Annotated in this window: 21 protein-coding genes; 9 read left to right on the top strand and 12 right to left on the bottom strand. The window is 44.8% G+C overall.

Translation table 11 applies throughout. The features are described 5' to 3' along the window. The first annotated feature begins 40 nt into the window (after nucleotides 1-40). Together A9E74_RS04250 and A9E74_RS04245 are read left to right on the top strand one after the other, a co-directional pair. Nucleotides 41-1,252 carry an argininosuccinate synthase gene (locus tag A9E74_RS04250; RefSeq protein WP_069295405.1) on the top strand — a complete coding sequence of 404 codons (1,212 nt, stop codon included), beginning with the start codon at nucleotides 41-43 and terminating at the stop codon, nucleotides 1,250-1,252. Nucleotides 1,253-1,277: 25 nt separating this feature from the next. Continuing rightward, the gene (locus tag A9E74_RS04245) at nucleotides 1,278-2,315 is read left to right on the top strand and encodes a GGDEF domain-containing protein (RefSeq protein WP_069295404.1); all 1,038 of its coding nucleotides are present in this window, start codon (nucleotides 1,278-1,280) and stop codon (nucleotides 2,313-2,315) included. Here the strand turns inward: A9E74_RS04245 and A9E74_RS04240 are convergent, their stop codons facing one another. Genes A9E74_RS04240 through purB form a run of 4 tightly spaced genes read right to left on the bottom strand, consistent with a single transcriptional unit; the run spans nucleotide 2,316 to nucleotide 5,588 of the window. Beyond that, nucleotides 2,316-2,918 carry a nitroreductase family protein gene (locus A9E74_RS04240; RefSeq protein WP_069295403.1) on the bottom strand — a complete coding sequence of 201 codons (603 nt, stop codon included), beginning with the start codon at nucleotides 2,916-2,918 and terminating at the stop codon, nucleotides 2,316-2,318. It abuts the gene before it with no gap. 16 nt (nucleotides 2,919-2,934) lie between these two features. Beyond that, nucleotides 2,935-3,717, bottom strand: coding sequence for a secretin N-terminal domain-containing protein (locus A9E74_RS04235; protein WP_069295402.1), 783 nt, complete (start codon nucleotides 3,715-3,717; stop codon nucleotides 2,935-2,937). Next, entirely contained in the window at nucleotides 3,714-4,220 is a 507-nt protein-coding gene (locus A9E74_RS04230) for a DUF7931 domain-containing protein (RefSeq protein WP_069295401.1), read from the bottom strand. The genes A9E74_RS04235 and A9E74_RS04230 overlap by 4 nt, the downstream gene beginning before the upstream one ends. Next, nucleotides 4,221-5,588, bottom strand: coding sequence for an adenylosuccinate lyase (gene purB, locus A9E74_RS04225; protein WP_069295417.1), 1,368 nt, complete (start codon nucleotides 5,586-5,588; stop codon nucleotides 4,221-4,223). A 138-nt stretch (nucleotides 5,589-5,726) separates the two neighbouring features. On the opposite strand from purB, the gene acnB reads away from it, so the two are divergent. Continuing rightward, nucleotides 5,727-8,264 (top strand): bifunctional aconitate hydratase 2/2-methylisocitrate dehydratase, encoded by a 2,538-nt coding sequence (gene acnB / locus A9E74_RS04220; protein ID WP_069295400.1) that lies wholly within the window; start codon nucleotides 5,727-5,729, stop codon nucleotides 8,262-8,264. Between the two features lie 72 nt (nucleotides 8,265-8,336). On the opposite strand, the gene hflD is transcribed toward acnB, so the two are convergent. The 4 genes from hflD to A9E74_RS04200 are packed head-to-tail and all read right to left on the bottom strand — an operon-like array spanning nucleotide 8,337 to nucleotide 11,104. Further along, on the bottom strand, nucleotides 8,337-8,969 hold the full coding sequence (gene hflD, locus A9E74_RS04215) for a high frequency lysogenization protein HflD (protein WP_069295399.1): 633 nt from the start codon (nucleotides 8,967-8,969) through the stop codon (nucleotides 8,337-8,339). Further along, nucleotides 8,966-10,069, bottom strand: a complete 1,104-nt coding sequence (mnmA, locus tag A9E74_RS04210; protein WP_069295398.1) for a tRNA 2-thiouridine(34) synthase MnmA — start codon at nucleotides 10,067-10,069, stop codon at nucleotides 8,966-8,968. Before mnmA ends, hflD begins: the two co-directional genes overlap by 4 nt. Nucleotides 10,070-10,071: 2 nt before the next feature. Beyond that, nucleotides 10,072-10,449 (bottom strand): NUDIX hydrolase, encoded by a 378-nt coding sequence (locus A9E74_RS04205; RefSeq protein ID WP_245652046.1) that lies wholly within the window; start codon nucleotides 10,447-10,449, stop codon nucleotides 10,072-10,074. Continuing rightward, nucleotides 10,370-11,104 carry a pseudouridine synthase gene (locus A9E74_RS04200; protein WP_245652045.1) on the bottom strand — a complete coding sequence of 245 codons (735 nt, stop codon included), beginning with the start codon at nucleotides 11,102-11,104 and terminating at the stop codon, nucleotides 10,370-10,372. The genes A9E74_RS04205 and A9E74_RS04200 overlap by 80 nt, the downstream gene beginning before the upstream one ends. Before the next feature lie 21 nt (nucleotides 11,105-11,125). Between A9E74_RS04200 and icd the strand changes: the two genes are divergently transcribed. From icd to A9E74_RS04185, 3 genes are all read left to right on the top strand, one after another. Further along, nucleotides 11,126-12,379, top strand: coding sequence for an NADP-dependent isocitrate dehydrogenase (icd, locus tag A9E74_RS04195; protein ID WP_069295396.1), 1,254 nt, complete (start codon nucleotides 11,126-11,128; stop codon nucleotides 12,377-12,379). A 9-nt stretch (nucleotides 12,380-12,388) separates the two neighbouring features. Beyond that, entirely contained in the window at nucleotides 12,389-12,871 is a 483-nt protein-coding gene (locus A9E74_RS04190; RefSeq protein ID WP_069295395.1) for an FKBP-type peptidyl-prolyl cis-trans isomerase, read from the top strand. A gap of 69 nt (nucleotides 12,872-12,940) precedes the next feature. After that, nucleotides 12,941-13,849 (top strand): D-hexose-6-phosphate mutarotase, encoded by a 909-nt coding sequence (locus A9E74_RS04185; protein ID WP_069295394.1) that lies wholly within the window; start codon nucleotides 12,941-12,943, stop codon nucleotides 13,847-13,849. Here the strand turns inward: A9E74_RS04185 and A9E74_RS04180 are convergent. The 4 genes from A9E74_RS04180 to purM are packed head-to-tail and all read right to left on the bottom strand — an operon-like array spanning nucleotide 13,846 to nucleotide 16,877. Beyond that, on the bottom strand, nucleotides 13,846-14,451 hold the full coding sequence (locus A9E74_RS04180; protein WP_069295393.1) for an NUDIX domain-containing protein: 606 nt from the start codon (nucleotides 14,449-14,451) through the stop codon (nucleotides 13,846-13,848). The genes A9E74_RS04185 and A9E74_RS04180 overlap by 4 nt on opposite strands. A 27-nt stretch (nucleotides 14,452-14,478) precedes the next feature. Further along, complete coding sequence (locus A9E74_RS04175) at nucleotides 14,479-15,222, bottom strand: DUF3108 domain-containing protein (protein ID WP_245652044.1); 744 nt, start codon at nucleotides 15,220-15,222, stop codon at nucleotides 14,479-14,481. A gap of 6 nt (nucleotides 15,223-15,228) precedes the next feature. Further along, nucleotides 15,229-15,819, bottom strand: a complete 591-nt coding sequence (gene purN / locus A9E74_RS04170; RefSeq protein WP_069295392.1) for a phosphoribosylglycinamide formyltransferase — start codon at nucleotides 15,817-15,819, stop codon at nucleotides 15,229-15,231. After that, complete coding sequence (gene purM / locus A9E74_RS04165; protein ID WP_069295391.1) at nucleotides 15,816-16,877, bottom strand: phosphoribosylformylglycinamidine cyclo-ligase; 1,062 nt, start codon at nucleotides 16,875-16,877, stop codon at nucleotides 15,816-15,818. The genes purN and purM overlap by 4 nt, the downstream gene beginning before the upstream one ends. A 58-nt stretch (nucleotides 16,878-16,935) precedes the next feature. Between purM and A9E74_RS04160 the strand changes: the two genes are divergently transcribed. The 3 genes from A9E74_RS04160 to A9E74_RS04150 are packed head-to-tail and all read left to right on the top strand — an operon-like array spanning nucleotide 16,936 to nucleotide 19,573. Continuing rightward, the gene (locus A9E74_RS04160) at nucleotides 16,936-17,976 is read left to right on the top strand and encodes a DUF2066 domain-containing protein (RefSeq protein ID WP_069295390.1); all 1,041 of its coding nucleotides are present in this window, start codon (nucleotides 16,936-16,938) and stop codon (nucleotides 17,974-17,976) included. Beyond that, nucleotides 17,973-18,527 (top strand): CDP-alcohol phosphatidyltransferase family protein, encoded by a 555-nt coding sequence (locus A9E74_RS04155; RefSeq protein ID WP_069295389.1) that lies wholly within the window; start codon nucleotides 17,973-17,975, stop codon nucleotides 18,525-18,527. Before A9E74_RS04160 ends, A9E74_RS04155 begins: the two co-directional genes overlap by 4 nt. After that, a complete protein-coding gene (locus tag A9E74_RS04150; RefSeq protein WP_245652043.1) occupies nucleotides 18,503-19,573 on the top strand; it encodes an AI-2E family transporter in 1,071 nt (356 codons plus the stop codon). The genes A9E74_RS04155 and A9E74_RS04150 overlap by 25 nt, the downstream gene beginning before the upstream one ends. Nucleotides 19,574-19,585: the final 12 nt, after the last annotated feature.

Below are 19,585 nucleotides of genomic sequence, written 5' to 3'. Positions count from 1 at the left end.
CACCAATTTTTAATTTCTTCGATACAGGATTTCTTCCCCCATGTCTGACATCAAAAAAGTCGTATTAGCCTATTCAGGTGGCTTGGATACTTCGGTTATTCTCAAATGGCTGCAGGATAAATATCAATGTGAAGTCGTGACCTTTACAGCTGATCTGGGCCAGGGTGAAGAAGTTGAACCAGCTCGTGCTAAAGCCCAGTCTTTAGGTATTAAAGAAATTTATATCGAAGATTTACGTGAAGAATTCGCGCGTGATTATGTTTTCCCGATGTTTCGTGCCAATGCTATTTATGAAGGTGAGTACCTGTTAGGTACCTCTATTGCACGTCCGTTAATTGCTAAACGTCTGGTTGAAATTGCCGCTCAAACTGGTGCCGAGGCGGTTTCACATGGCGCTACTGGTAAAGGTAATGATCAGGTCCGTTTTGAGCTGGGTGCATATGGTCTGAATCCGAACATTAAAGTTATCGCTCCTTGGCGTGAATGGGATTTGTTATCACGTCAAAAACTACTGGATTATGCAGAACAACACGGTATTCCAGTTGAAATGAAACAGGGCAAAAAATCACCTTATTCAATGGATGCCAACTTGCTGCATATTTCTTATGAAGGTGGGATTCTTGAAGACCCATGGGCTGAAGCAGAAGAAACCATGTGGCGTTGGTCAGTTTCTCCTGAAAATGCTCCCGATAAAGCAACTTATCTGGAACTGAGCTATGAGAAAGGCGACATTGTCGCTATCAATGGCGAACGTATGACACCTGCACAAGTCATGACGTACTTGAACAAAGTTGCTGGTGAGAACGGTGTAGGACGACTGGATATTGTTGAAAACCGTTATGTGGGTATGAAGTCACGCGGTTGTTATGAAACTCCGGCTGGTACAGTGATGTTACGTGCGCATCGCGCCATCGAATCACTGACTCTGGATCGTGAAGTCGCCCACCTGAAAGATGAGTTGATGCCACGTTATGCCAGCATGATTTATAACGGCTACTGGTGGGCCCCAGAACGCTTGATGATGCAGACAATGATAGATGCATCACAGCATAGCGTGAACGGTGATGTCAGAATCAAATTGTATAAAGGAAACGTCACTGTGGTAGGCAGACAGTCAGCGACAGACAGTCTGTTCGATGAATCAATTGCAACATTTGAAGACGATGCTGGAGCGTATAATCAGAAAGATGCAGAAGGCTTTATTAAACTCAATGCACTACGATTAAAAATAGCAGGGAAGAAGAAAAAATAGGCATCAGGAACTTGCCGGAGAGATTATGAAATACAGCGAGCAAGATGAGCGCACATCAGAGTGGATGCGATTAGCGCTTTCAAAAATGAAACAATTCGATATTGCTCCAACGCCGGCGAATTATGCGCTATGGTTTGAGTATGTATCCGGTACCAATCTCTCTTTGACTGAAGCAGTAGATAACGAAATTGAGATGTCTGGAAAACTGACAGCACAGCAATGTCATTTGTTGTACGAGCAGTTTTTTGATGATGATAAAGATCGGGCGGCCATGTTTGAGATGCGCCAGGAATTGGCGCGATTACTTAAACAAGTATTGAATTACGTCTATACCGGCGTAACCACAACCGGTCGTAGTAACAGCCATTTACAAAGCATGTTAAGTCGTTTGCAACCTGATTTAAATCGTCAGCAATTGCATACGCTTATTGAAGAAGTCTTGATTGAAACTCGGTTGGCTGTTTCATCAGGCGAATTACTTAATGAACAATTGAATGGTGCAATGACCGAAGTTGCTGCATTGAAAAAAGAGTTGAGTGATTCGCGACGTGAAGCAATAACGGACAGTTTGACGGGTTTGGCCAATCGTAAACATTTTGATGATTTGATCCATCAAATGACACGCGATGCCGATCAGAATGGTATGGACGTCTCAGTTATCTTTTCCGATGTGGATATGTTCAGCACCATCAACGAAAAACATGGCCAGTTAGTCGGCGATCAAGTGTTAAGAGTGATTGCCGAATTAATGAAAACGTCGCTGAAAGGCCGGGACCTGGTTGCCCGCTATGGTGGTGAAGAATTTGCTGTCATTCTGCCAAATACCAGCATGCAGAATGCTCGTATTCTCGCTGATACGATTCGTCAGGATCTTGCCAGTAAACGTATTCAGCGTAAGGATACCCGCGAACCATTAGGTACTATAACCATGTCATTTGGCGTCGCGCGTTATGTGCCGGGTGAGGGCGTGGATAGTTTCCTGCAACGGGTGGATCGCGCTGTGTATTTAGCGAAACGACGAGGGCGCAACAATGTCTGTGATGCGCCGCCGCCGATTATCTGATTAAAAACTATCGGTAAAAAACACTTCCTCGAGCGGTAATTGACCGGCTCTGGGACGTGCATCCTCCAGCTTTTTACCTACGGTAATCATCATCACAATAATATGATCGTGTGGCAGGTTGATGATGCGAGCGACTTTATCAAAATCAAAGCCATCCATCGGGCAGGTGTCATAACCCATGCCTTTTGCCATCAGCATAATGTTCATCGCGGCAATACTGGCTGACCGAACACATTCATCACGCTGACCTTGATGATGATTGGTGTAGTAATTTTCAATCGCCGGAAGTATGGCATTTTGGGCTGCTTGTGGTGCATGCTGCCAATAACGTTCAGGTTGTTTTTCCCAGGCATTTAAATCAGCACAAAGCACCAGTAACAAGGATGAATCTACTACTTGCGCCTGACCCCAGGCCGCTTCCAGAATTTGCTGACGTTTCTGAGTATCTTGTACTCGCACAAACCGCCAGTGCTGAATATTGAATGCCGTAGGTGATAGGATGGCATGTTCCATCAATTCGTTGACTTCGGCTTCGGTCATTTGATGTGCTGGGTCATAATGTTTGACCGAGCGACGAGTTTGAATCGCTTCTTTTATATCCATTGTTTTGCAGGGTTACTCAGTTAAGTTCGATTTTAAGATACAGCCATTGTTGTTGATCCTGATGACTGCGATAGGTTTTAGCATTTTGTTGCTGACGGTGTTGTTCACCAATCTGACCTATCAGGATCCATTGATCTACAGGTCCAGTGACAGTGGTAAGCAGACTAGTTGTGCTGATATCTCCATTACGATGCATTTTGGAAAATAAAGGCAGAATATCGACGCGAGCTTGTTGGTTGCCGAGAATATTAACTCTAGCCTGAAAGCCATTATCCAGTTGAATGTACTGGGTCGTTTCTTGAACAGCAATACCACCATGAGGGTAAAAAATAAGCTGTTGCTGATTATCGGCGACTGCTCGGCCCATTTGTATATCAATCGGCTGACCAGCAATACCCCGTGCCTGATATTGTTGATCCCGTTCACGACTATCTTGAGTTGACCAGCGTTTTATTTGTACAGATGAATTTTGCGGATCCTGTAAATCAATATTCAGTTGATCATCAGCAAACCGTTCATCAATCAGTTGTTGTTGGGTACGCAGCACCGTAACGGTCAGGCTTTGCTGCCGGCTATCCAGCTGTTTGACCAGTTGTTCAATTTCTTGAAAGCTTTGCGACGAACTTTTGATAATCAGCAGATTATCGTGACCATTAATAGTGGTGTAGTTATCGACCATCGGTTCAATCATCGGCAATATTTCTGCCGCCAGTCGATGTTGCAAGGTAATGGTTCTGATTTGATCAGCATAAGCCGGTAACGCCAGCAATAAAAATGCTATCGAATAGATTATTTTCATAATAAAAACCGCCTTGTCGCCACATCTGCAGAGCTGTGATTCCAGCATTCTTCAAACTGTTGTTTGAGTTCACGTACCGTCAAAGGATCATGCAGATTTGCCTGTCCCTGATAGCGTTGATTATTCAGACAACGTAAATAGCCAGAATCATCCACCAACAGCACAATATTTTTTGGCCGTTGATGTTTATCTGACAAAATATTCACGCTGATCGAGCTGGTGAGCTTGGAAATTAACGGTAATAGTCGATGTGAACTAATGATGCTGCTTTGAGTTTCATCTACTAAAAATCTAATTTTTGACCGGCGACTACTTATACAAAGCTGTTTGATGCATTCAATAATCGCTAAGTTGTCGAGCAAGGTTGAATCAAGTTGACTACCGAGAAAACAAATTTCGCGCTGAGCTGATTCCACCAATGCCAAGGCAGCCGCAGCCGCCTCATGTTTACCATCAAACGCGATGATTTGATTCGTGTTGGCATTAGTGGGGTGTTCAGTCATCTAGCAGTTTTTTGCCTGTTCAATGGCATTGCCGATGTAGCTGGCAGGCGTCATATCTTTCAAAGAAAATTTGGTAGCATCAGGCAGATCCAGCGAATCAATAAACTCATGCATGATCTGTTTATTCACTCGTTGGCCGCGGGTTAACTCTTTAAGTTTTTCATACGGGTTTTCAATGCCATAGCGACGCATGACAGTTTGAATCGGTTCGGCCAATAACTCCCAGTTGGCATCCAAATCTGCCGCCATCGCTTCTGGAGCCGCTTCGAGTTTGCTGATACCTTTCAGTGCAGAGCTGTAAGCCAATAAAGAGTGAGCAAAGCCAACGCCGATATTGCGTAATACGGTTGAATCCGTAAGATCACGCTGCCAGCGAGAAATAGGCAGTTTCATCGCCATATGATCGAAAGTTGCATTGGCAATACCCAGGTTACCTTCCGCATTCTCAAAATCAATCGGATTCACTTTGTGTGGCATGGTGGAAGAGCCGATTTCGCCCTTTACGGTTCTTTGCTTGAAGTAACCAATCGAAATATAGCTCCAGACATCACGACAAAAATCGATCAGCACAGTGTTAAAACGAATCATTGCCTGGAATAATTCGGCCACATAATCATGTGGTTCAATCTGAGTGGTGTATTTGTTCCAACGCAGGCCCAGTCCGGTGACAAAAGCATTGGCCATCATTGGCCAGTCGATATTCGGGTAAGCGGCGTAATGGGCATTGTAGTTACCAACAGCGCCGTTCATTTTTCCGTAAAGCAATACGGCAGCAACATGAGTGCGTTGCAGTTCCAGACGTTTTACGACATTGGCTAACTCTTTACCCAACGTAGTTGGAGAGGCCGGTTGGCCATGAGTACGTGACATCATTGGGGTTTCAGCTTGTTCCAAAGCCAGTTTTTTCAATGCACCAATCAGCGTATCCATTTCGGGCAGGATCACCTGTTCGCGGGCATTTTTAAGCATAATGCCGTAAGCGGTGTTGTTGATATCTTCAGAGGTGCAGGCAAAATGCACAAACTCATTGACTGCATCAAGTTCTGCATTATTTTTGAATTTACGTTTGATGAAGTATTCAACAGCTTTAACGTCGTGGTTGGTCTCACGTTCGATAGCTTTGATTTCCGCCGCATCTTCAACTGAAAAATTATTCATTAAATCGTTAAGAAACTGTTCAGCGGTTTCGCTTAATTTGGGGACTTCCTGGATATCGGCATTCGCACCAAGTAAATGCAACCAACGGCACTCAACTTCGACACGAGCTCGCAGCAAACCATACTCACTGAAATAGGGGCGTAAAGCCTTGGTTTTATCGGCATAACGACCATCAACTGGTGAGATGGCAGTAAGAGCTGTTAATTCCATGAAAACTCCATTAAAAATAAGCTGAAAATTGGCCGAAATTATAGCAGAATTTGGCTGTATTTCTGGATTTGATTCAGTTTGCTTTGTCATTTTGCGTTAAAATACCGTCCATCTTGGTTTTAACTTCGGAGCGTTTTCGTGCTGCTAGAATATCAAAAACATGTTGATGAGCGGGCTGCAGAGGGTTTGCCGGCTTTACCTTTGGATGCACAACAAGTATCAGACATTATTGAAGGGCTCAAACAGCCACAAAATGGGGACAGCGAAGCATTACTCGAATTGCTGGTTCACCGTGTTCCACCTGGTGTAGATAAAGCAGCCTATGTCAAAGCGGGCTTTCTCGCTGCAATTGCAAAACAGGAAACGCAATGTGATTTGATAACACCTGTTCGGGCGACTGAACTACTGGGTACGATGATGGGAGGATATAACATCCATCCATTAATCGATTTACTGGATTATGACGCTACTGCCGAAGCCGCACAGACAGCATTATCCAAAATCGTGATGGTGTATGACGCTTATCACGACATTGTTGAAAAAGCCAAAACAAATCCGTACGCAAAACGTGTTTTGCAATCCTGGGCTGAAGCTGAATGGTTTTTATCCAGACCGCAATTAGCCGAATCAATCACGCTTACCGTATTCAAGGTTCCCGGTGAAACCAATACCGATGATTTGTCGCCAGCAACCGAGGCATGGAGTCGACCGGATATTCCATTGCATGCCAAGGCTATGTTGGTCAGTAAAATGCCCGGAGCACTGGATACCATCATCACGCTGAAAGAAAAAGGTTATCCATTAGCCTATGTCGGTGATGTGGTCGGTACGGGGTCTTCACGTAAATCTGCCATTAACTCTGTGCTTTGGCACATGGGCCATGATGTACCGTTTGTGCCTAATAAACGCCAGGGTGGTGTTATTTTAGGTAATAACATCGCGCCGATTTTCTTTAATACCGCAGAAGATTCTGGCGCTCTGCCAATCGAATGTAATGTCGATAAATTAGAGATGGGTGATGTTATTACCATCAAGCCTTATGAAGGCAAAATTTATAATCAAGCGGGTGAGGTTGTTTCCGAATTCACTTTGCGTCCGACCACCATTGCTGACGAAGTGCGTGCCGGTGGCCGTATTCCATTAATTATCGGTCGTGGATTAACCGATAAATCCCGCGAAACATTGGGCATGCCAGCATCATCAGTGTTTATGCGTCCAGTAGAACCTGTGCATAGTGACAAAGGCTTTACGCTAGCACAGAAGATGGTGGGTGTAGCGTGCGGTGTTGAGGGTGTTCGCCCTGGTGCTTATTGTGAGCCAAAAGTCACCACTGTCGGTTCCCAGGATACAACGGGTGCCATGACTCGTGATGAGTTGAAAGAATTGGCCTGTCTGGGATTCTCTTCTGATTTAGTTATGCAGTCTTTCTGTCATACCGCAGCTTATCCAAAACCTGTTGATATCAAGCTACAGCATGAATTACCCGAATTTATTAGTACTCGTGGCGGTGTGTCATTACGCCCTGGTGATGGCGTTATTCATTCATGGTTAAATCGGATGATTTTGCCAGATACGGTCGGAACAGGTGGCGACTCACATACTCGGTTCCCGATTGGTATCAGTTTTCCTGCAGGCTCTGGCTTGGTGGCATTTGCTGCGGCGCTTGGCGTAATGCCACTGGACATGCCGGAATCAATATTAGTACGTTTTAAAGGTGAAATGCAGCCGGGTATTACCTTACGTGACCTGGTTAATGCCATTCCCTATGCAGCTATTCAGGAAGGATTGCTGACGGTTGAAAAGAAAGGCAAGAAAAATATCTTTAATGGCCGTGTGTTGGAAATTGAAGGTTTGCCTGATCTGAAAGTCGAACAGGCATTTGAACTGTCGGATGCATCGGCAGAACGTAGTGCCAATGGTTGTACCGTCAGATTAAATAAAGAACCAATCATTGAGTTTTTGAATTCCAATATCTCATTAATGGAATGGATGATTGCCGAAGGTTATGCTGATGCCAGAACGTTGCAACGCCGCATTGATGCGATGCGTGCATGGCTGGCTGATCCGCAATTGCTCGAACCGGATGCTGATGCAGAATATGCTGCCGTTATCGAGATTGATTTGAATGAAATCAAAGAGCCATTACTGGCCTGTCCGAACGATCCGGATGATATCAAACCATTATCCGAAGTCGCTGGTGCCAAAATCGATGAGGTGTTTATCGGATCCTGCATGACCAATATTGGTCATTATCGTGCAGCAGGTAAAGTGCTGGAGAAAATGGGTAATCTGCCTGTTAAACTTTGGGTTGCTCCGCCGACCAAGATGGATCAGCATCAATTAACCGAAGAGGGCATCTACAGTATCTTTGGTCGTGTTGGTGCTCGCACTGAAACACCGGGTTGCTCATTATGTATGGGTAACCAGGCACGGGTGGCGGATAATGCCACGGTAGTTTCAACTTCTACTCGTAACTTCCCGAATCGTCTGGGTAACGGCGCAGATGTATATTTATCTTCTGCTGAACTCGCGGCTGTAGTTGCCAGTCTGGGACGTATCCCAACAGTTGCCGAATATCTGGAGAAAGTCGCCGGTATTCAGCCAATGGCGAATGAGATCTATCGTTATCTGAACTTCAATGAGCTGGAACATTATCAGCGTGCCAAAGCCAGTTAAGCTGGCAAATCGCTGAAACAAAAAAGGGCTGTTTTACAGCCCTTTTTTTATGTGTTTTGGTGCTAAATGATCTCAGGTTTGAGCATGTAATTCTGTAGCGGCCTGTAATAATTTGTTGCTTTGCAATAAAAACTGCCAGCGTCTGCCACCTTTTTGTTGCCACAACACAGCAGCGCGAATGCCAGTTAAAAGTAAGGCGCGAATACGATTTACATTATCAGCTTGTTGCAGATAGGAGGAATCGCCAAATACTTGAATACGCGGGGTGAGCTCACTGACGGTGCGTTGATAAATATCGGCAAAGCGGGCAATGACCTGCGTACTGGTGATACTGCCAAAATACTCGATCTGTTGAGGGATCTGTTCCAGTTCACGAGTGATCAGATCCAACATCGCTGGGCGTTTTGCCAGTTTGCGTTGCAAATGCAAAATACCAATCGCATAACGTAAAACCACGATATCGCCTGGTTGTTTGCGTTTGGAGAGTTGCTGATTGAACTGACGCAGGCCAGTTTTTAAGTTACTAATCCCACCGTAAACGGACTCAGAATCAGGGGCATCCATCACCATCAGGCTTTGTAACATGGTCTGCATATCATCATTATCGACCTGACCAGTCTCAGCAATCTGTTGAACCAGTGTGACCGACTGCATGATGGCGGAAAGGGCGATTACCCGATCATGAATAATTGTTTTCTGACTCATGGGTGCATTCCCGGCGCATTGGTGTCGACAATAATACCGCCGCCAAGGCAGACATCATCCTGATAAAACACGACAGATTGTCCCGGCGTGACGGCACGTTGAGGCTCATCAAATTCAACCTGAATATTACCGTTGTTATCCTGTGTGATAACACAAGCTTGATCTGGTTGACGGTAACGAGTTTTGGCCTTTGCGCGACATGGGAATACTGGAGCTTCACCAGCCACCCAAGAGAGTTGTTCCGCAGAGAGTTTAGTGCTGTAAAGCCATTCATGCTCGCCTTGAACAACATATAAAATACGCTTTTCCATATCCTTGCCAGCGACAAACCAAGGCTCGCCACTGCTGTCTTTGCGACCACCGATGCCAAGCCCCTGACGTTGCCCCAGTGTGTAATACATTAATCCTGCATGCTCGCCGATTTTTTCGCCTTCCGGGGTGCGCATTTCGCCTGGCTGAGCCGGAATATAACGACCTAGAAACTCGCGAAAACGTCGCTCACCGATAAAGCAGATGCCGGTGCTGTCTTTTTTATCATGATTGATGAAGCCGGCTTTTTCGGCAATCTCACGAACTTCAGTTTTTGGCAATTCGCCCAAAGGGAACAGGGTGCGTGATAGTTGCGCCTGACCAAGGGTATAGAGGAAATAGCTCTGATCTTTAGTGTTGTCCAAACCTTTTAATAACTGAAACTTACCCTCAAATTCACGCACTCGAGCGTAATGACCGGTAGCAATCAGATAGCCACCCAATTCCATGGCGTGATCTAAAAAGGCTTTAAATTTGATTTCGCGATTACACAGAATATCGGGATTCGGTGTACGTCCGGCTTTGTACTCATCAAGAAAATGTTTGAACACATAATCCCAATATTCCATGGCGAAATTGGCTTCATGGAAAACGATGCCGACTTTATCGGCGACTGATTGAGCGTCTTTACGATCTTCCTCAACCGTACATTCGCTTTCATCGGCATAGTCGACCCAGTTTTTCATAAACAGACCTTCAACATCAAAGCCTTGCTGTTTGAGTAACAAGGCCGAGACAGAAGAATCCACACCACCGGACAGACCGACGACTATTTTTTTGTGTTCAGACATAATTAATCAGTTAATAAATCAAGTGGATAGCGTTTTCCAGCGAGGTAATCCTGTAAACATTGTTCTACCAGAGGGCTGCGAAACTGGGATCGACGTTGTTGAATAGTCTCGGCATCCAGCCAAACGGCTTGATGAATATCGGTATCTAACGGAATGTCCAGCTGCTCACCTAAACTTCCGGCAAAGCAGAAGCGAATATAAGTATTCTGTGAAGGTTGATGTCGCCAGCGATAAATACCAATCAACGACTCAGGCGTAAATTGCCAGGCTGTCTCTTCGAGTGTTTCGCGGATAACCGCTTCAATCAGGCTTTCTCCGTCTTCGAGATGGCCGGCTGGCTGGTTGAGTTTGAGTTCGCTGCCGATCATTTCCTCGACCATCAGAAATTGCTGGTCGCGTTCTATTACGGCGGCTACGGTGGTTCTTGGAGTCCAAATCATCGGCGTATTTTATCATGGTCTGAAAATTAACTTCACACCATTGTCCCGGTAAAAGATCATTTATCTGCCATGGACCAATGGCTGCGCGGATCAATCTTAATGTCGGGTGTCCTACTGCTGCGGTCATTCGTCTTACCTGACGATTCTTGCCTTCGCTGATTTGCAACTCCAACCATTGAGTGGGGATAGATTGGCGAAAGCGTACTGGCGGGTGCCTTTCCCAAACTTCTGGTGGGTCGATCAGTCGAGCATTAGCCGGTTTAGTCAGGCCATCATTTAATAAAACACCCCGTTGCAATTGTTCGATTGCAGCGGCATCCGGAATATTTTCGACCTGAACCCAGTAAGTTTTTGTTAATTTATGCCGTGGATCGCTGATATGATGTTGCAATCGACCATCGTCGGTCAGCAATAATAAACCTTCACTGTCACGATCCAATCGTCCTGCCGGATAAACCTCAGGTATATCAATATAGTCTTTGAGTGTTTTTCGACCATTGTTATCGTTGAATTGGGTCAGTACGTCATAAGGTTTATTAAACGCAATTAGTTTGGTCATGGTTATATCAGCGCCATAGATCATGTAAAATGCCACTTTTAACTCCAGGAGCCGTGCATGGCATATCAACACATTAGTGTACCGGAACAGGGTGCAGCTATCGGCGTTAATGCCGATTATTCGTTAAATGTACCTAATCAACCGATCATCCCTTTTATTGAAGGTGATGGTATCGGTGTCGATATCACACCGGCGATGATTGATGTGATTGATGCGGCAGTAAACAAAGCCTATAACGGCGAACGCAAAATTTCCTGGATGGAAGTTTATGCTGGCGAGAAAGCCACGGAACTCTATGGTGCAGATACCTATCTGCCAGAAGAAACCATTGATGCATTGAGAGAATATTCGGTATCTATCAAAGGTCCGTTGATGACACCAGTTGGTGGTGGTATCCGCTCTTTGAATGTGGCCCTTCGTCAAACTTTAGATTTATATGTTTGTCAGCGTCCGGTACGTTATTACCCTGGCACACCAAGCCCAGTTAAAGCGCCTGAAAATATTGATATGGTTATCTTCCGGGAAAACTCTGAAGATATTTATGCCGGCATAGAATGGGCTGCAGGTACACCGGAAGTTCAAAAAGTCATCGACTTTTTACGCAAAGATATGGGTGTAAGCAAAATTCGTTTCCCGGAAACTTCAGGTATCGGTATCAAACCGGTTTCTAAAGAAGGAACCGAGCGCCTGGTACGTAAAGCCATTCAGTACGTTATCGACAATGACCGTGATTCATTGACCTTGGTACACAAGGGCAACATCATGAAGTTTACCGAAGGTGCGTTTAAACAGTGGGGTTACGATCTTGCTGAAAAAGAATTTGGTGCAACACCTTTGGATGGTGGTTCCTGGAAAACTTTTACTAACCCTAATACCGGTAAACAAATCGTTATCAAAGATTCGATAGCGGATGCGTTTTTACAAGAAATCCTGTTACATCCTAAAGATTATGATGTGGTCGCAACATTGAATCTGAATGGTGATTATATTTCTGATGCACTGGCTGCACAGGTGGGCGGAATAGGTATCTCACCCGGCGCAAATCTGGCAGATGCGGTGGCTATGTTTGAAGCGACTCATGGCACAGCTCCGGCATTAGCTGGAAAAAACAGCGCAAATCCGTCATCATTGATCCTTTCAGCCGAAATGTTATTACGTCATCTAGGTTGGGTCGAAGCGGCAGATCTTGTCGTTTCCGGCGTCTCAGGCGCCATTTCTAATGCGCGTGTCACCGGTGATTTAGCTCAGGCTATTGGCGTCGATGCGTTGAGTTGTAGTGATTATGCTGCAGCTGTTATTCAAAACATGTAAGGAGTTTTCATGAAAGTTGCAGACAATAAAGTAGTTGTAATTGACTACACGCTAACCGACAACAGCGGCACAGTAATCGATAGCAGTGAAGGTGCAGGCCCGCTGGCGTATCTGCATGGTGCAGGCAATATTATCCCTGGTTTGGAAGATGCTTTGATGGGTAAAGAAGCGGGCGATAAAGTTCAAGCCAGTATCGAGCCAGCTAATGCATACGGCGAACGCCATGAAGCATTAAAACAAGATGTACCAGCTGATTTATTCAGTGGCGTAGACAATGTTGAAGTGGGCATGCAATTTCAGTCTGAAACTGAGCAAGGCCCGGTTTTAGTTACGGTTATCGCGATAAACAATGATACTGTTACCGTAGATGGCAATCATCCATTAGCCGGTGTTCATCTGAATTTTGATGTTGAAATTCGTGAAGTACGTGAACCAAGTGCTGAAGAATTGGAACACGGCCATGTTCACGGTGAAGGTGGACATCACCACTAAACCTCTTTGTTTTTTAACATTTTAAAGACGGGCATTGCGCCCGTCTTTTTGTTTCCGGCATAGAATTACATGCAAACTATCGAACAACTTGAACAACAATTTGGCATTCCTGGTTCTCTCAATTTTTCGATGGGGCCTTCAGAGTGCGTAATGATCAACATTGATACACCTTTCGCTAAGGCACGTATAACTACTCAAGGCGCGCAAATTTTATCGTACCGCGCAGCGGATGCATTACATGATTTGTTGTTTTTGAGCCATTTGACTCGCTATGGTAATCGCCGAGCAATTCGTGGCGGTGTTCCTATCTGTTGGCCATGGTTTGGGGTAGACCCCAGTGGTTCGGGCCGCCCAGCACATGGTTTTGCTCGCATTCGAGTGTGGGACGTTACCGATGTTCAGCAGACCGAAAGCGGCGGTATTGTGTTGACCTTGAACTTAACCCCCGATCCGGTTGATGAAAAGCTTTGGCGTTGTGCCTATAGTTTGGAAATGAAGATTGAGATTAGTGAACAACTCAAACTTTCATTGACGACCAAAAATCTCGATAGCGAATGTTTTGTGATATCTCAGGCGCTACATACCTATTTTGCAGTGGGTGATATTCATAAAACGCAGGTAAGAGGGCTGGATAACCATCATTATCTCGATAAAGTAGAAAATTTCCGCGAAAAATTACAGCAGGGTGAGATTCATTTTCGAGGTGAAGTCGATAGAGTTTATTTGGATAGCTCCGACAACCTGTTTATTGAAGATACTGAGTGGTCAAGACGCATCGTGGTGGAAAGTGCCGGCTCAAATACAACTATCGTTTGGAACCCTTGGGATCGGGTCACCAGCTTAAAAGACATGACAGATGATGCTTATCAGTATTTTGTTTGTGTTGAAAGCGCTAATGCAGCAAATGACAGTATCAGCCTAGCGCCAGGTGAATCTCACACGCTTTCTGCGTGTTATCGAATCATGCCACTTAGTTAGTCTGACCAGCGTTGACGTAATTCTTCACGGTGTAAGGCCAACCACTGTATTGCGATAATTGGAATAGCAGAGATGATCTTACCGGCTTCAAGCAATTCATAAACCTGATCGAAAGATAAAACACTGACGGAGATATCTTCATCTTCTTCATCGAGACCGTGCAAGCCGCCGATATGGGTGCTATCAATACGGCCACAGAATAAATGCAGCAGTTCAGATGTACCGCCCGGTGAAGTAAAAAACTCGCTGATTTTAATCATCTCAAGTATTTCACAGCCGGATTCCTCTACGGCTTCACGGTAAGCAACTGATTCTGGCGTTTCACCCGGCTCAATCGCGCCGGCAACAATTTCCAGCAACCATGCACGCTCATCATTTAACTGTAAGGCACCTGGGCGGAATTGCTCGATAATCACCAGAGCATCTTTTTGCGGATCGTAGAGTAATACGGCTACACAATTTCCACGATGAAACACTTCACGAGTGAGTGGGGCACTCCAGCCACCTTTATACAAAGTATGTTTGACCGAAACAATTTTCAAACTAAAAAAACCGCTATAAGCGGTTTTTTGCTCGATGATTTCAAATTGTTTTTTGCTCATCTAAATACCTGTTTTTTAGCTAAAAAATTATTTGTTTTGTTCAAATGCCGAGTTTTGCATACCTTCTAGACTTCGAAGTACTGCAGTAAACTTAGTGCCATCTTTCTCAATATGCTCGAGTTTAACTGGTAAGTAACCTAATTCTGGTGCGCACCACAGCGTGGTTTCCCGATCTTTATCACTATCACGATCACGTTGTCGGGTAAATTTAACCGTATCAATTTTGCCAAGCGGAGTAGAGATCGTTTCTTGCTCAAGCCGCTCTATCTGGTAATGCTTTATCCGTCCGCCATCAGCAATCAGATAGTTAAAAACCTTCTGGTCAGGATCTTGTTGTAAATCTAGGCGTAGCTGTACTTGGTAAATATGTTTTTCCAATGTACCTGATTCGATGTCGAGTTCCCATGGATGTACTTTATCGTCAATCTGCACTTTATTTGCAGGCCAATCAAAATCCATGCGCAGGTATTTATCTTTTTTGCCGCCGTTACGCTGATAAAGATATTGATGAGGTTGGATTTGTTGATCGGCGAGAGTCCATAAACTGGTTTCTTTTACCGTATCACGTCTGAACATGGCGACCACGCCCTTAGCTTTAGTGACCGAGCGGAAACGATGTAAACCATCAGATAATGTCTCAAGTTGTTGAGTTAGCTCACCTGCCTGCAGGCCATTCATTTCAATCTGATATTTTGCTGAATAATCCTCCAGGTCTTGGGCAAAAGCCAAGGAGGACATCATGGAAAATACTAAAAAATAAAAATAGCGCATGGATAATCAGCTCTGATGTTGTTCGATTAACAACCTTAAGGCATCTGGATACAGCTTATGTTCCTCAACTAACACTCTCGCGGCCAGTGTTTCTTCAGTATCAGCTTCCAGAACTGGCACTTTGGCTTGCAATATAACCGGTCCTGCATCTAATTCTTCGGTGACAAAATGCACTGAAGCGCCGTGTTCAGATTCACCGGCTTCGATAGCTCTTTTATGGGTATGCATACCTTTGAACTTCGGTAATAGCGACGGATGAATATTGATTAAACGATTGGCATAATGCTGAACAAATGCCGCGCTGAGAATTCTCATAAAACCCGCCAGCACGACATAATTAGGCTCAAATTTATCAATTAAATCCATCAATTGCTGATCAAATGCTTCACGGCTGGCGAAGTTTTTGTGATCCAGTGTTTCGGAAGTTATGCCGGCGTCTCTGGCAAAATCCAAACCAGCCGCATCAGGACGATTACTGATAACGGCTGCAACTTCAGCATTTAATTTATCAGCCTGAATAGCATTAACGATAGATTGCATATTGCTGCCACGACCTGAAATCAGGATGACAAGTTTAGCTGGGGTGGGGTTACTCATTTAATAATGACTTGTTCGTCAGAATCAGTGGCTTCAATATGACCAATACGCATGGCGGTTTCGCCCAATGCGGTCAAGATTTGCACTGTTGCATCTGCATCTTGTTCAGCCACACATACCACCATACCGATACCATTATTAAAGGTGCGGTACATTTCGCGGTCAACCACATTTCCCTGTTGTTGCAACCAATCAAACACTGCAGGTCTTTGCCAGCTTTTGCTATCAATAACCGCAGTCACATTTTTTGGTAATACCCGGGGGATATTTTCTAATAAACCACCGCCGGTAATATGAGATAAAGCATGAATACTAATTTTTTCATGAAGTTGCAGCAATGATTTGACGTAAATTCTGGTTGGCGCTAATAGTTTCTCAGCTAAGGTTGCACCATCAAATGGCATGTTCAAATCGGCTTTGCTTACTTCGATGATCTTACGAATAAGCGAATAACCATTGGAGTGTGGACCAGAAGAAGCAATACCGATAATGGCATCGCCGGCTTTTACTTTAGTGCCATCAATAATGTTGTCTTTTTCGACGATCCCGACACAGAAACCTGCCAAATCAAAATCACCTTCTTGATACATGCTAGGCATTTCAGCTGTTTCACCACCAACTAATGCCGCACCAGATTGCAGGCAGCCTTCGGCGATGCCACTAACTACATCGGTTGCTACATCAATGTCCAGCTTTCCGGTTGCATAATAATCCAGAAAGAACAAAGGCTCTGCGCCCAATACAGCGATATCATTAACACACATGGCAACTAAATCAATACCGATGGTGTCATGTATTCCAGCTTCGATTGCCAGTCTTAATTTGGTACCGACGCCATCTGTTCCAGAGACCAGAACCGGGTTTTTATATTTATCGAGTGGTAGTTCAAACAGGCTGCCAAAACCACCCAGGCCAGCCATGACACCAGGACGACGGGTTTTAGCGGCTAAGGGTTTGATACGCTCAACAAGCGCATTTCCGGCTTCGATATCAACACCGGCATCGCGGTAACTGAGAGCTTGGTTTGATTGGGTAGGTGGAACGACGGGATCGGTCATGCTGGCTTCCTGATTATTTGGACATCACACACAAAAAACAGCGTGTTAGAATACCACAATGCCTAGATTATTTTTCTCACTGATTTTCGTTTTCGCTGCGTCGATTGCCTCCGCAGCGGAAGTTACTGATTTGTATCAAGCTCAAGCGCCTGTCGAGTCGCAGAGTGAGGAGGATCGTAAACGCCTCGCGCCGGATTTGCTCAAACAGGTTGTTATAAAAGTAGTCGGTGACCGCCGAGCGGTGGAGCAGGCGGATATTTCAGCCTTGGTGACTGATGCTGAACGTTATATCGATCAGCATTACTATCAGCAGATCTCAACCATCGATAATGACACACCAACACAACAGCTGGCATTAACGATGGATTTTAATGCCAACGGCATCAATACTGCATTACAGCGGATTGGTTTGCCTGTTTGGGACAAAATACGTCCGGAGTCGCTGTTGTGGGTAGCTATTGATTATCAGGGTAAACAGCAATTAATCACTGAAGGCGATGAAGATTCATTGGTTTTGCAAATTCAACAAGCGGCTAAAAAACGCGGTATTCCGCTGCTGATGCCACTAATGGATTTGGAAGATCAAAGTCAGCTGACTTTCAATGATGTTTCCACCGGTAATACCACAGCGGTAAATCAAGCTTCAGAACGCTATGGTGCCTCCATTGTGGTAACTGCGCGTTTGAGTGGAAATGCTGAGTCGGCTGAGATTAGCTGGCAGGCAATCCTCGGTGAAGATACTGAACGTTGGTCCAGTCAAGGCAACGTACAAACTGCTATTCAGCAGGGGGTAGATGAACTTGCTGATCGACTTGGTCGACGCCTCAATATGCCAATCAGTTCATCAGGTGACACTGAGTTAGCTATTCAAGTGTCAGGGGTCAATGACTTTGAAGGCTACAGTCGTTTAATGGATTATCTGGGAAGTTTGCAGGTTGTATCAGATATCAAAGTCGGCAGTTTAGGTAGCGAGAAGCTGGATTTGGTGTTGGTCATTCAGGCTGAACCTGAAAGATTCCGTCAATTACTGTCAATGGGCCGGGTGGTGCAACCTGACTCTACTGACAATACTGGTTTGCAGTATCGGTTATTACCTTGAGTCCACGGGATATTCCCAACCTTATATGTCTGTTTCGAATTTTATTGGTTGGACCAATCGTCTGGCTGATGCTACATGAAAACTTTTCAGCAGCATTATTTCTGGTTGCAATAGCAGGTATTTCAGATGGCTTAGATGGCTTTCTGGCCCGTCATTTTCATTGGCAAAGCCGCTTGGGTTCGATTATTGATCCTCTTGCAGACAAACTTTTGCTGGTCGCTACATTTGCTACGTTAACCTATATGCAATTATTGCCTTTGTGGCTATTATTGCTGGTGCTCGGCAGAGATATACTGATTGTCTGCGGTGCTTTGGCTTATCATCTTAAGTATGGTGAATACGAACTGACTCCGCTCTGGAGCAGCAAAATCAATACGGTATTTCAAATTGCATTAGTCTTGCTAGTCATTGTGCAACAACAGTGGCTACCGCAAGCTGCAACATGGAGCACAACCTTGATCTGGTTGGTGGTGGCGAGTGTCATCATTAGTGGCAGTGAATATATTGTGGTTTGGGGGACAAACGCGTGGCGTCAGAAGAACAAAAACTGATTAGCGATACCAATAAAGTTTTGCTGTTAGGTCTGTTAATTTTGGGGGGCTGGCTGGTGATGCGGCTTTCCTCTGTATTAACGCCTTTTTTTGTTGCCGCTCTGCTGGCCTATCTTGGCGATCCGCTGGTCGATAGACTGGAAAAGTCCCGTTTATCTCGAACTGGTGCGGTTTGTGTGGTGTTTGGAGTGTTTCTGCTCAGTGGGCTGATTCTGTTATTAATCTTTATCCCCATGTTGAGCGGACAGTTAGTCTCTCTGTTTGAAAAAATGCCCAACTACCTGGATCAATTGCAAAGTTCGATCGAACCTTTATTACAAACAATTGGTTTATCCACCGAAATGATTGATCTGAATACGCTTAAAACAGCGTTTAAGGATTATTGGTCTGAAGCGGGAAAATTTGCCGGTGATCTGTTTGGATATATGACGCATTCGGGAATGGTTATTTTGCAATTGCTGACCAATCTGGTGTTGATTCCTGTTTTGACATTCTATCTTTTACGCGATTGGGATGATCTGGTCGCCAGAATCCGTGAGATTTTACCCCGCAAGCATGCGGGCAAGATCACCCAAATCTCCATTGAATGTGACGATATGCTGGCAGGCTTTTTACGTGGTCAGCTAATGGTTATGTTAGCGTTATCAATTATTTACAGTATTGGTCTTATGTTCATCGGTCTGGATTTGGCATTGTTATTAGGTGTTATCGCCGGAGTCGTGAGTTTTGTGCCTTATCTTGGATTATTTGTGGGTATTACACTGGCTGGGCTGGCCGCTTATTTACAGTTTCAGGAATGGTTGCCGGTATTAATGGTTGTGCTGGTGTTTGGTTTTGCACAGTCAATTGAAAGTATGTTTCTGACACCAAGATTTGTCGGTGAACGAATCGGCCTGCACCCAGTGGCGGTAATATTTGCTGTGATGGCCGGTGGTACGTTATTTGGATTTGTCGGTGTATTGCTGGCACTGCCTGTGGCAGCCGTGGTGATGGTTTTATTACGCCATGCACACCATCGTTATCTGAACAGTCATTTGTATTCTTAACCGCGCTGCAAC

Origin of the sequence: Methylophaga muralis, assembly GCF_001720165.1 — a bacterium.
Lineage (GTDB): Bacteria > Pseudomonadota > Gammaproteobacteria > Nitrosococcales > Methylophagaceae > Methylophaga > Methylophaga muralis.
This window is presented reverse-complemented; position numbering and strand designations above follow the sequence as displayed.

Coding starts and splice junctions, on each gene's coding strand:
- A9E74_RS04205 (WP_245652046.1), bottom strand. CDS start 10,449: ATGGTCGAGGAAATGATCGGCAGCGAACTCAAACTCAACCAGCCAGCC.
- A9E74_RS04250 (WP_069295405.1), top strand. CDS start 41: ATGTCTGACATCAAAAAAGTCGTATTAGCCTATTCAGGTGGCTTGGAT.
- A9E74_RS04245 (WP_069295404.1), top strand. CDS start 1,278: ATGAAATACAGCGAGCAAGATGAGCGCACATCAGAGTGGATGCGATTA.
- A9E74_RS04235 (WP_069295402.1), bottom strand. CDS start 3,717: ATGAAAATAATCTATTCGATAGCATTTTTATTGCTGGCGTTACCGGCT.
- A9E74_RS04190 (WP_069295395.1), top strand. CDS start 12,389: ATGAAAGTTGCAGACAATAAAGTAGTTGTAATTGACTACACGCTAACC.
- mnmA (WP_069295398.1), bottom strand. CDS start 10,069: ATGTCTGAACACAAAAAAATAGTCGTCGGTCTGTCCGGTGGTGTGGAT.
- icd (WP_069295396.1), top strand. CDS start 11,126: ATGGCATATCAACACATTAGTGTACCGGAACAGGGTGCAGCTATCGGC.
- A9E74_RS04185 (WP_069295394.1), top strand. CDS start 12,941: ATGCAAACTATCGAACAACTTGAACAACAATTTGGCATTCCTGGTTCT.
- A9E74_RS04180 (WP_069295393.1), bottom strand. CDS start 14,451: ATGAGCAAAAAACAATTTGAAATCATCGAGCAAAAAACCGCTTATAGC.
- purN (WP_069295392.1), bottom strand. CDS start 15,819: ATGAGTAACCCCACCCCAGCTAAACTTGTCATCCTGATTTCAGGTCGT.
- A9E74_RS04240 (WP_069295403.1), bottom strand. CDS start 2,918: ATGGATATAAAAGAAGCGATTCAAACTCGTCGCTCGGTCAAACATTAT.
- A9E74_RS04175 (WP_245652044.1), bottom strand. CDS start 15,222: ATGCGCTATTTTTATTTTTTAGTATTTTCCATGATGTCCTCCTTGGCT.
- A9E74_RS04160 (WP_069295390.1), top strand. CDS start 16,936: ATGCCTAGATTATTTTTCTCACTGATTTTCGTTTTCGCTGCGTCGATT.
- purM (WP_069295391.1), bottom strand. CDS start 16,877: ATGACCGATCCCGTCGTTCCACCTACCCAATCAAACCAAGCTCTCAGT.
- A9E74_RS04230 (WP_069295401.1), bottom strand. CDS start 4,220: ATGACTGAACACCCCACTAATGCCAACACGAATCAAATCATCGCGTTT.
- purB (WP_069295417.1), bottom strand. CDS start 5,588: ATGGAATTAACAGCTCTTACTGCCATCTCACCAGTTGATGGTCGTTAT.
- hflD (WP_069295399.1), bottom strand. CDS start 8,969: ATGAGTCAGAAAACAATTATTCATGATCGGGTAATCGCCCTTTCCGCC.